Source organism: Phytohabitans houttuyneae, assembly GCF_011764425.1.
Taxonomy (GTDB): Bacteria; Actinomycetota; Actinomycetes; order Mycobacteriales; family Micromonosporaceae; genus Phytohabitans; species Phytohabitans houttuyneae.
The window spans coordinates 440,102-450,625 of sequence record NZ_BLPF01000002.1; the positions used below are offsets into that span (position 1 = coordinate 440,102).

8 protein-coding genes are annotated in these 10,524 nt (G+C 69.7%); 3 read left to right on the plus strand and 5 right to left on the minus strand.

All coding sequences use genetic code 11. The features are described 5' to 3' along the window. Nucleotides 1–11 precede the first annotated feature (11 nt). Nucleotides 12–1,655, plus strand: a complete 1,644-nt coding sequence (locus Phou_RS25530) for a DUF6541 family protein (protein WP_173059811.1) — start codon at nt 12–14, stop codon at nt 1,653–1,655. Between the two features lie 370 nt (nt 1,656–2,025). After that, nucleotides 2,026–2,391, plus strand: coding sequence for a GntR family transcriptional regulator (locus Phou_RS25535; RefSeq protein ID WP_173059814.1), 366 nt, complete (start codon nt 2,026–2,028; stop codon nt 2,389–2,391). Nucleotides 2,392–2,467: 76 nt separating this feature from the next. On the opposite strand, the gene Phou_RS25540 is transcribed toward Phou_RS25535, so the two are convergent. From Phou_RS25540 to Phou_RS25555, 4 genes are read right to left on the minus strand one after another with little or no spacing between them, the layout of a single operon-like run. Then, complete coding sequence (locus tag Phou_RS25540; RefSeq protein ID WP_173059817.1) at nt 2,468–3,136, minus strand: response regulator; 669 nt, start codon at nt 3,134–3,136, stop codon at nt 2,468–2,470. Continuing rightward, on the minus strand, nt 3,133–4,341 hold the full coding sequence (locus Phou_RS25545) for a sensor histidine kinase (protein ID WP_173059820.1): 1,209 nt from the start codon (nt 4,339–4,341) through the stop codon (nt 3,133–3,135). Before Phou_RS25545 ends, Phou_RS25540 begins: the two co-directional genes overlap by 4 nt. A 15-nt stretch (nt 4,342–4,356) precedes the next feature. Next, nucleotides 4,357–5,148 (minus strand): ABC-2 transporter permease, encoded by a 792-nt coding sequence (locus tag Phou_RS25550; protein WP_173059823.1) that lies wholly within the window; start codon nt 5,146–5,148, stop codon nt 4,357–4,359. Continuing rightward, the gene (locus Phou_RS25555; RefSeq protein ID WP_173059826.1) at nt 5,145–6,083 is read right to left on the minus strand and encodes an ATP-binding cassette domain-containing protein; all 939 of its coding nucleotides are present in this window, start codon (nt 6,081–6,083) and stop codon (nt 5,145–5,147) included. Before Phou_RS25555 ends, Phou_RS25550 begins: the two co-directional genes overlap by 4 nt. A gap of 317 nt (nt 6,084–6,400) precedes the next feature. Here Phou_RS25555 and Phou_RS25560 point away from each other — a divergent pair, with 317 nt between their 5' ends. Then, entirely contained in the window at nt 6,401–9,073 is a 2,673-nt protein-coding gene (locus Phou_RS25560) for a ricin-type beta-trefoil lectin domain protein (RefSeq protein ID WP_371872230.1), read from the plus strand. Here Phou_RS25560 and Phou_RS25565 read toward each other — a convergent pair. Next, nucleotides 9,062–10,414, minus strand: a complete 1,353-nt coding sequence (locus tag Phou_RS25565; protein ID WP_173059829.1) for a condensation domain-containing protein — start codon at nt 10,412–10,414, stop codon at nt 9,062–9,064. The genes Phou_RS25560 and Phou_RS25565 overlap by 12 nt on opposite strands. Nucleotides 10,415–10,524: the final 110 nt, after the last annotated feature.

The following is a 10,524-nucleotide window of genomic DNA, read 5'->3' on the forward strand; positions in this document are numbered from 1 at the left end:
GTAGGCCCGCGATGGACACCGTCTCCGCCACCCGGAGCGATCCGGCGGCGTCACCGGCCGCGGAGCGTGGCCGGTGGTCCGCCCGCGCCCTGGCCGGCATCCGCCCGCGCATCGCCGACGCCGCCGCCGCGGTGCTGACCGTCGTGCTGCTGCTCGCCGTCCACGACATCCCCGCGATGATCCGCGCCCACTACTGGCTGGACGAGGCATGGGTCGCCCTGTCGGTGCGGTTGCCGTTGGCCGACCTGCCCGCTGCCACCGCCTCCACGCCGCTCGGCTGGACGGCCCTGCTCCGCCTCGTGCCAGGCGTGGAACGCCTGCGGCTGCTCCCGTTCGCCTTCCTGGTGGCCGCGGTCCTCATCGCGTACGCGTTCGGACGGTCCCTCGGCTGGGCGTCCAAGCCGGAGGGTGTGCTCGCCGGCCTGGCCGCGGCGGCTGGTGTGATCATGCTTCCGGCCGGGCACCTGCGGCACGACCTCAAGCAGTACACGGCCGACGCCGCGGTCGCACTCGCCCTGATCACGCTGCTCTCCGTCACCGAGCGCCGCTGGTCGCGCCGGCGCCTGGCGGCGATCGTCGCCGTCATCGCTGCCGGCATGCTGATCAGCCACCCGACCGCCATCATGGCGATCTGCGTGGCCAGTGGACTGATCATCACCACACTGGCCCGCCGGCAGTGGCGCCGGCTCGTCGAAGCGCTGGTCACCACGGCAGCGGCGGGCGCGGCGGTGCTGCTGGTGTACCTGGGCGTCACCACCCGCGGCCGCAACCAGTCGCTGCAGTCCTACTGGGCCGACTACTTCCCCGACCTCGACGACCTGGGGGAGTACCTCGGCCTGCGCATGTCGGAGCTGCAGCACTTCCTCGGGATGCCCTGGCCGCTGCTGCTCGTGCTCGCCGCCGCGGGCGTGCTCGTGATCGCCCGGACCGGCCGGCCGGCGACCGCGGTGGCACTCGCGCTGCTGCCGGTGGCCCTGGTCGTGCTCGGCCTCACCGGGGCGTACCCCCTCCTCGACCTGCGCACGTCCCACTTCTTCCTGGTGCTCCTCGCGACTCTTGCCGGCCTCGGCGTGGCGGGTGCCGCGATGGCGGTCGCGCGGGCGTTCGGTCGCTCCCGGCCGGGGCCGCGGACCGTGGCTGCCGCCGTCGTGGTGGTGGCGGTGTTCCTCACGTTCGCGAACGCCAACCGCGACTGGCTGCGGCTCGACGACCCCGACAAGAAGACGCCCGCCCACGAGACCGCCCAGGGCGACATCCGGGCCGGGGTCCGCTACATCGAGGCCCACCGGCAGGCCGGCGACGTCATCGTGGTCAACACGCTCGGCAGCTTCGGCTTCGCGCTCTACTGGACATCCGACCGGCCCGTCCTGGAGCGCAACGCCTACCTCGCGGTCGGATGGACACCCGGGTACCCAGACAGGTCCAGGATCGTGGTCGTGGCGGACCGTACCGGCGAGGCAACCCAGGCGGCCGTGGCCCGCGCCCAGAAACTCGCCACCGAACCGGACGCCACCGGGCGAATCTGGCTGGTGCGGACCCACGTCATCCCCGACGAGAAGCACATGTGGAAGGCGGCACTCGCGACCTACGTCGTCGAGCCCCATCCGGAAGCCGGCGGCCAGGGCGTGGTGGCCACCATCCGGCGCCGCGGCTGAGCCGCGCTGTCACGCCGCGCGGCGCCGCCAGATCACCAGCAGGCACGCGCCGAGAACGTGCACGACCGCGGCTGTGCGCGGGCTGCCGCTCAACGGGCGCGTGCCGTCGCCCGCGCCGATCCGGCTCCCGACGCATCGGACAGCCGTGGCGGACCCGCGACGGCGGCGTGCCCGCCCGCGCCGTAGATCCGCCCCACCAGCACTCACTGCCGTCCACCAATCCGAGGTCCGTACCCAGAACTTACTACAGTATGTAGTAGGTAGCCAGCCGTGTTATGACTCATCTTGTTGAGACGATGCTTGCGACATTGGGAGATGGTGGCATGGGCGAGGCTGACCGCTCGGCGGCGCGGCGTGCGCGGGCCAACCGATGATCGTCATCGACGCGGCCTCGCCGACGCCGCCGTACGAGCAGCTCCGCGTCCAGCTCGCGAGCCAGATCCAGGACCGCTCGCTCGCCGTCGGCACCAGACTGCCCACGGTCCGCCGGCTCGCCGCTGACCTCGGCCTCGCCGTGAACACCGTCGCTCGCGCCTACCGGGAGCTGGAGGAGGCTGGCCTGATCGAGACACGCGGACGGGCCGGCTCATTCGTCTCGGCCGCCGGCGAGCACGCGCTCGAGCAGGCCCACCGCGCCGCCCGCGACTACGCGGCGGTCGTCACCAGCCTCGGCATCAACCCCACCGAGGCCATCCGCATCGTCGCGGCGGCACTGGGTCAAGCTTCAATGCCATGACCATCAGGGGTACGGCTCCGAAGTGCTCGCCGGCCCGACGACGACGAGGAACCCCAGCGCGGCGTGCGGCCGGCCGTCAGGAGGGGGAGCGGGCGAAGCCGGTCTGGTAGGCGAGTACGACGAGTTGGGCCCGGTCCCGCACACTCAGCTTCGCCATGATCCTGTTGACGTGCGTCTTCGCGGTCAGTGGGGACACGTAGAGGCGTGCGGCGATCGCGTCGTTGGAGAGTCCGGCGGCGACGAGGGTGAGCACCTCGCGCTCGCGTTCGGTCAGGGTGGCCAGCGCGGCCGGTGCGTCGCCGGCGGCCGGTTCGGGACTGGCGAGGTACCGGGCGATGAGCGCCTTGGTGGCCTTCGGCGACAGCAGTGCCTCGCCACCGGCGACGACCCGGATGGCGTCGAGCAGGTCGGCCGGCTCGACGCCTTTGCCGAGGAAGCCGCTGGCCCCGCTGCGCAGAGCCTGGAACACGTACTCGTCGGCCTCGAACGTGGTCAGGATCAGCACCCGTACCCCGGCCAGGGTCTCGTCGGCGGTGATGGCCCGGGTGGCGGCGAGGCCGTCCAGGTCGGGCATGCGGATGTCCATCAGGACGACGTCGGCGTGGGTCTCGCGGGCCAGCCGCACCGCCTCGTGCCCGTTCGTCGCCTCGCCCACGACCTCCAGGTCGGGTGCGTTCTGGATCAGCATGCGGAACCCGGCCCGGATGAGGGTCTGGTCGTCGGCGAGTAGCACGCGGATGCTCATCCGGTGGCCTCCACGGCGGCGGTGTGGCTGGCGGCCGGTAGCTCGGGCAAGGGGAGTCGGGCGTCGAGGCGGAACGTGCCGTCCGGCTGCGGCCCCACGTCCAGGGTGCCGCCGGCGGCGTGGGCGCGTTCGCGCATGCCGGCCAGCCCGTTTCCGGTGCCGGCGGTCGTGGACGGGTGGGAGGGCACGGCGTTGCGAATCTCGATGTGCAGCGTGTCCGGGCGGTAGTCGACCAGCAGCCGCGCCCCGCCCGCGCCGTGCTTGTGCGCGTTCGTCAGCCCTTCCTGGATGATCCGGTACGCGGCCAGGTCGGTGGCGATCGGCACCGGCCGCGGCTGGCCGGACTGCCGGTGCTGGACCCGCAGTCCGGCGGCGGTCAGCGTCTCCACGAGGTGGCCGAGCCGGGACAGGCCCGGGATGGGCTCGGTCGGCTGTGGCTCCTCCCCGGACTGGCGCAGCACGTACAGCAGGGAGCCCAGCTCGTCCAGGACCGTGCGGCCAGCCTCGCGGATGTGGCCGAGCGCCTCGTCGGCCTGGTCGGGCTGGCTGCGCAGGACGTGGCTGGCCACCCCGGCCTGGACATTGATCAAGGCGATGTGGTGGGCGATCACGTCGTGCAGCTCGCGGGCGATGCGCAGTCGCTCCTCGGCGACCCGGCGCCGGGCCTCTTCCTCCTTGGTCGCCTCGGCGCGAAGCGCGCGTTCCTCGGTCGCGGCGAGGTAGTCGCGCCAGGTGCGGACCGTCCCGCCGATGGCGGCGGCCATCCCGGTCCAGGCGATCGCCCCCAGGCTCTCGGGGTGGTTGAGCGAACCGATCGAGACGGCGTTGATCGTGTAGAGGCTGGCGGCCGTGGCGAGGGCCGCGAGCAACGCGGTCCGCCGGCTGGCGGTCCGGGTGACGGTGTAGACCGCGATGAGCGCGGTGGCCTCGAGTATCGGCGTCTCGTCGCCGGACGTGGCGGTGACCACGATCAGGCTGAGGATCGCGAGTGACAGCACGGCCAGCGGCGCCCGGCGCCGGGCCAGCAGCAGCGCGAACGCGATCCCGGCGGCCACGGCGTCGGCGTCGGTCGCCTGGGCTTCGTCGGGGCCGAATCCGAACACCAGCGGCAGCACGCCGACCCCCGCCACAAAGGTGGCGAGGGCAGCGTCGAGCAGGTGCGGGTGCTCGCGGTTCACCCGCCGCAGCCACGCCGGGCCGATCATGTAGTCACCGTACTGTCACGCGTCGCGGCGCTTCAGCAGGATGGCGGCGCCGGCCAGCAGCACGGCGATGTAGCCGGCGAAGACGGCCAGCCCGGGCCAGGCGGAAAGTGACGGGCTGGCGGCTTCGACCGCCATGAACGACCCGGCGGCGTTCGAGGGCAGGTACGGCGAGATGGCGTCGTTCCAGCTGGCCGGAAGGAGCTGGATGAGTACCGGCAGCACGAACAGCGCGCCGACCACGGTCGTGATCGCGCCCGCGGTGTTGCGCAGCAGCGCGCCCACGGCCAGCCCGATCAGCCCGGCACCGGTCAGGTAGACCGCCGCGCCGACAACCGCCCGGAACACCCCCGGATCGGAGAGGGCGACGCTACTGAAGCCCCGGGAGGAGAGGATCGCCTGGCCGGCCAGAAAGGCCGCCAGCGAGGTGGCGAGCATCAGGATGAAGCTCACCGCGGCGAAGACGATCGCCTTGGCCCACAACACAGGCAGGCGCGCCGGTACCGCCGCCAGCGTGGCCCGGATCATCCCTGAGGCGTATTCGCCGGTACTCATCAGCACGCCGAGCGCCGCGATGGCGAGCGCGGCGAGCATCACGCCGCTCAGGCTGATCGAGGCCGGATCGCTGAAGTCGTCCTGGCCGGGCCCGTCGTCCCCGGTGCCGATGACGGCGCTGATGAGCGTCCCTATCCCGATCGTCAGCAGCGCGGTGATCGCCAACGTGTAGATCGTGGAACGCAGCGACCAGAACTTGATCCACTCCATGCGGACGACTCGCGGTGGCGTGACCCGCAGTTCGGCGGTGGTCATCGGCTCGTCCTTCCGGCGGTGGCCAGCGTGCCGGTGGTGGCGTGGTACTCGACGGCGTCGCGGGTGAGCTCCATGAACGCCTCTTCCAGGGATGCCTCCCGCGGCGACAGCTCGTGCAGCACGAGGCCGGCGGCGGCCGCGCGTTCACCGATGTCCGCGGGATCAAGCCCGGTGACCTCCAGCACGCCCGGCTCCGCGTTGGTGACCGTGACGCCGTCGCCGAGCAGCACACCGCGGAGGGCGGCGGCCTGCGGCGAACGCACCAGCACGCTGCGGCTCGACGCCTGCGCGATGAACTCGGCCATCGGGCCGGCGGACAGCAGCCGTCCCCGCCCGATCACGATGAGGTCCTCGGCGATCAGCGCCATCTCGCTCATCAGGTGCGAGGAGACGAACACCGTCCGCCCCTGCCCGGCAAGGCTCTTGAGCAGGTTGCGGATCCACAGCACCCCTTCGGGGTCGAGCCCGTTGACCGGCTCGTCCAGCATGACGATCCGCGGGTCGCCGAGCAGTGCCGAGGCGATGCCCAGCCGCTGCCCCATGCCGAGCGAGAACCCGCCGGCCCGCTTGCGCGCCACCTCGGTCAGACCGACCATGTCGATGACGTCGAGCACCCGCCCCTTGCCGATGCCGTTGCTCGCCGCCAAGGACAGCAGATGGTGGTACGCCGAGCGGCCGGGGTGGATCGCCTTCGCCTCCAGCAGCGCCCCGATCTCCTGCAACGGGGCCTTGAGCTGCGCGTACGAGCGGCCGTTGACACGCACCCGCCCCAGCGTGGGCCGGTCCAGCCCCATGATGATCCGCATCGTCGTCGACTTGCCCGCCCCGTTGGGCCCCAGAAAGCCGGTGACCACGCCCGGCCGTACGGCGAAGCTCAACGAGTCGACCGCGAGCTTCTCGCCGTACCGTTTGCTGAGGTCGTTCACCTCGATCATGTGCCACCTCCGGCTGTTTTCCTGCGATGGCCCAAGACTCGCCAAGGACGGCGCGGGCAACATCGTCCAGCCGCAGACACTGGCGCGTACTGCGATCGCGGTACGCCCCCTACGGGTACGACGCGGGTTTCTATTCGGGTACCGAGAATGTGTTATGGATGGCCGGCTTCGAAAGTCGCCTTGCCTCGGCTGGAAACAATCTGGCAATCTCACGTGTATCGATGCCTGGTGTCGCATCCGTTCTGACTGCCCCGGCCAGGACCGCCCGGTGCAACGTGGAAGGAAAGCGCGTGAAGTCAGCCGTTTCCAATGCCGCAATGTCACTGCTGGCCGTCGCGGTGCTCGCCTCCGCCGCAATGGCGGCCGCGGTGGCACGTCCATCGCCCGCCTCGGCCGCGGTCCAGGCGACCTACTACGTCGCTCCCGACGGCAGCGACACCAACCCCGGCACCATCGCGTCGCCATTCAGGACCGTGCAACGCGCGCGCGACGCCGTTCGCACGATTAATGCCAACATGACCGGCGACATCTACGTGTATCTGCGCGGCGGAACGTATCCGGTGACCAGCGCGATACAGTTCGGGCCGAGTGACTCCGGCACCAACGGCTACCGCGTTGTCTATGCCGCGCATCCCAACGAGACGCCGGTCCTCGACGGCGGCACCCAGGTGACCGGATGGACCCAGCACAGCGGCAACATCTGGAAGGCCCCACTCGACAGGGCAAACAAGTTGCGCGCGCTCTACGTCAACGGCAAGCGGGCGTACATGGCCTCGAAGACGATCAGCTCGGCGGGATGCCACGGGACGTACAACATCACGGCGGGGCAGGCCGCATGGGCGTGGGAGTCAGGCTCACAGTGCGACGGTGCGAGGTACAGCCTCGCCGACTTCCCCGTCGTCCCGCGCAACCAGGACGATATCGAGATTGAGACGGCGACCACGTGGACCACCGCGATCGTGGGAGTCCGCCAGGTGACCACGACCGCCGACGGCGCGAGCCGCGTGGCGCTGTTTCAGCAGCCCGGTGCCGCCATCGCCCAAGGCGCGTTCAACGGCAACGCTCAGGTCGGCGGCAGCCACAAGGTTATGAATGCCTATGAGTTCCTGGACACGGCGGGCGAGTTCTTCTTCGACAAGACCGCCCGAACCTTGTACTACTACAAGGCCAGCGCGGAAAACATGGCGACCGCGACGGTCTTCGCGCCGAACAACGTTTCCACTGTGTTGCAGGTCGCCGGCACCTCGACGAGTAGTCACGTCCGCAACATCACGTTTTCCGGCCTCACCGTGCAGCACTCGGACTGGAACCTCTTCAACGTTGCCGGCTCCGCGTTCAAGCAGGCGCAACAGGGCAACCTGGGAGCACTCGCATACGCGAAGGGAAACTTCCACGTCTACTACTACCGCAACGTCGACGTCGCCCCCGGCATCGTCCAGATCCAGAACGCCGACGGGCTGATCCTCGAGCGCAACCGCATCCAGCACACCGGCGCCGACGGCATCAGCATGGTAAACGACGTGCAGAACACGCAGCTGATCGGCAACTTCACCAACGACATCGCCGGATCCGCCGTGGTCGTGGGCCATCCGCAGCACGTCTACATCGGCGACCACACGTCGACCAACCGCGAGAAGTACACCGCCCAGGTCGAAGGGCTGCCGAAGAACATCGAGATCAAGAACAACTACATCTACGACAGTGCCGTGCTCTTCAACGGGCACAGCCCCATCTCCGCGTACTTCGCCGACACTCTCACGATCCAGTACAACCGGATCGAGAAGGCGCCGTGGTCGGGCATCACGCTCGGCTGGGGATGGTGGAACTTCGACGGGTCGTCGGGCTCGATCGCGCCCAACAGGCCGACCACGACGGCGAGAAACAACACCATCAGCCACAACCACATCATCGACACGGTGCAGCGCCTCAGCGACACCGCTCCCATCTACACACTGGGCAGCCAGCCGGGGACCACGGTCCACAGCAACTATCTCCAAGGTGTTCCGGCCGGTCACAAGTACGGACTTCACCCCGATGAGGGCTCGGCGTACATGACATTCCGCGACAACGTCCTGAGCGTCGACAAGAATGTCACGTGGCTCATCAACTCGGACGACTTCGGTCGCAAGCACGACCTGAGCATCACGCAGATCTACGGCCCCATCAACAAGGTCTCCAACAAAAATTTGCCGAACAGCACCATCCAGGACATTGTCGTTTCCTCCGACTATGTGTGGCCGGCGGCGGCATATGGCATCGCCGTCAACTCCGGACTCGAGGACGCGTTCCGTGGCATCGTCCCGGCGAGCAATTTCTCCGTGGCCGACCACGTGCTGCCGGCCAGCACGTTCGTCACCAGCGCGAGTGCGACGATCCCGGTCCGCAGCACCGGCGATGCGACCAGGACGATCTGGTTGGCCCCCTCCGGCACCAGCACGTTCACCGCGGGCCCGACGATGACCCGAGCGGACGGCACCGCCCGGTCCATCGCCGTTCCAGCGACGCAGGGGGAGTACCGCCTCTTCGTCGTCGACGCTCAAGGGAACCGATCCCCTGAGTCCAAGTCGATCGTGCGGCAGCAAAGCGGTGGCGGCAGCCAGCAAGCCGGCCAACTCGCCGGCGGGCAGTCGGGCCGCTGTGTCGACGTGCCCAACTCCACGACCACAAACGGCACCCAGGTGCAGCTGTGGGACTGCGCAAGCGGCGCGAACCAGCGGTGGTCCTACACCGCGGGCAAGCAGCTCACCGTGTACGGAAACAAGTGCCTTGACGCGTACGGCGCGGGCACGGCCAACGGCACCGTCGTGGCCATCTGGGACTGCCACGGCGGGCTGAACCAGCAGTGGAACTTCAACGCCAACGGCACGGTCACGAACGTCCAATCCGGACTCTGCCTCGATGCCAACGGCGCCGCCACCGCAAACGGTACGAAGATCATCCTCTGGTCCTGCAACGGCGGCGCGAACCAGCAGTGGAGCCTACGCAACTGACCGGGGTACGGAGGAGGCGACCGCCGCGGCCACGGCGGTCGCCTCCATCGCGTGGGCCCATGCGACCATCGCCTCGCGTGACAGGTACCACGTGTCCGCCTCGAGGGTCATGCGGAACGAGCCGGGTAGCTCCTCGACGGCGGCGAAGAGCCGCTCGCTGGCCCGGGCCAGTGGCTGCTGGTCGACAGCGCACGCGGACCGAGCCGCCAACACCTGGCTCGACGCGGGTGGATGGACGACCGGCCGGTCCTCGATGCTCAGCCTGCGGTCGTTGTAGTAGCAGTGGATGTCCAGCTCCTCGCCGCGCTCGCGGCCGATGCGCTCGACGAGCTCGGCTACCCGCACAGGGTCGTAGTAGGCGTTCTTGAAGGCCGGAATCACCCGGCGGCTGACCCGGTCCAGCGCCTCGTCGAAGGTGACGCCGGCGAGGTCGACCAGGCACAGGCCGTACTGCGTGGTGACGCTGACCGAGTCGGCCAGCCCGCGCCGGAACCGGTTGTTGACCGCGACGCGGGCGACCGACGGGTTGATCCCGGTCACCCGCGCGAGCGACATCAGAAATAGCGTGAGGATCACCTGCGCGCTGCCGGCTCGCGTGCGGTGCCGGATGGCCTGAACCGCCAGGCCGATGGCGGGTGAGACGAGCTCCACCAGCCAGTGCCGCGGTTCGCCGCAATCGACCGGCGCGGGAAACCGCTGGGCCGGCATCTGCCGCAACAGTTGCGCCCAGTGCCGCAGCACGTTCTCGTTGTGCTGCCGCCCGGCGGCCGAACTCTGCCAGCGGGCCTGCTCCAGCGGCTGCATCGCGGTGGTCGGCCCCGGCGACGTGCCGCCGTCGGTGTCGCGCCGTCGCAGGTCGGCGAGCATCGTGAGCGCGCCGTGGGCATCCCAGACGATGTGGCACACGGCGATGACCCGGTGGACGGGAACCCCGTCCTTCAGGACCGAGGCCACCAGGATCGGCCAGTCGCGGGCGAGGTCGAACTCGTGCTCGAAGTACCGCTCGTATCGACTGACCACCCGTTGAGCCACGTCGGCCGGATCCTCGTCCCCCGCCTCGACGACGTCCACCGCGATGTCACCGGAGCCGTACAGCACCTGCTGGACCGAGCCGTCCGCGCCGAACCGCAACTTGGTACGCAACACCTGGTGCGTGCCCATCAGGTACCGCACCCAGTCCGCGACGTCCGCGAGCGTCGTGCCGGCCGGCAGCGGCTGTGCGTCGGGCAGCGGCATCCAGGTCCGCTGCCGCTGCATGGCGCCCAGGATCTCGCGCTGCCCCCAGCTCAGGTCTGCGACACCGGACCCTTCACCCGCGAAACGAACCACCATCCGCCGCATGACGTCCACCCTTGACCTGGTCGCTCGAACATCGCCAGGAAGCCGTTCGAACCACGCCGACGGATTGACCTTCTCGGGCCGCCCCGGTCATGGTGGTTCGAACAGGCAGG

What these genes read in the sequence shown, in the direction of transcription:
- Phou_RS25560 (WP_371872230.1), top strand. Translation starts at nt 6,401, where the DNA reads ATGTCACTGCTGGCCGTCGCGGTGCTCGCCTCCGCCGCAATGGCGGCC.
- Phou_RS25545 (WP_173059820.1), bottom strand. Translation starts at nt 4,341, where the DNA reads ATGATCGGCCCGGCGTGGCTGCGGCGGGTGAACCGCGAGCACCCGCAC.
- Phou_RS25535 (WP_173059814.1), top strand. Translation starts at nt 2,026, where the DNA reads ATGATCGTCATCGACGCGGCCTCGCCGACGCCGCCGTACGAGCAGCTC.
- Phou_RS25540 (WP_173059817.1), bottom strand. Translation starts at nt 3,136, where the DNA reads ATGAGCATCCGCGTGCTACTCGCCGACGACCAGACCCTCATCCGGGCC.
- Phou_RS25555 (WP_173059826.1), bottom strand. Translation starts at nt 6,083, where the DNA reads ATGATCGAGGTGAACGACCTCAGCAAACGGTACGGCGAGAAGCTCGCG.
- Phou_RS25550 (WP_173059823.1), bottom strand. Translation starts at nt 5,148, where the DNA reads ATGACCACCGCCGAACTGCGGGTCACGCCACCGCGAGTCGTCCGCATG.
- Phou_RS25565 (WP_173059829.1), bottom strand. Translation starts at nt 10,414, where the DNA reads ATGCGGCGGATGGTGGTTCGTTTCGCGGGTGAAGGGTCCGGTGTCGCA.
- Phou_RS25530 (WP_173059811.1), top strand. Translation starts at nt 12, where the DNA reads ATGGACACCGTCTCCGCCACCCGGAGCGATCCGGCGGCGTCACCGGCC.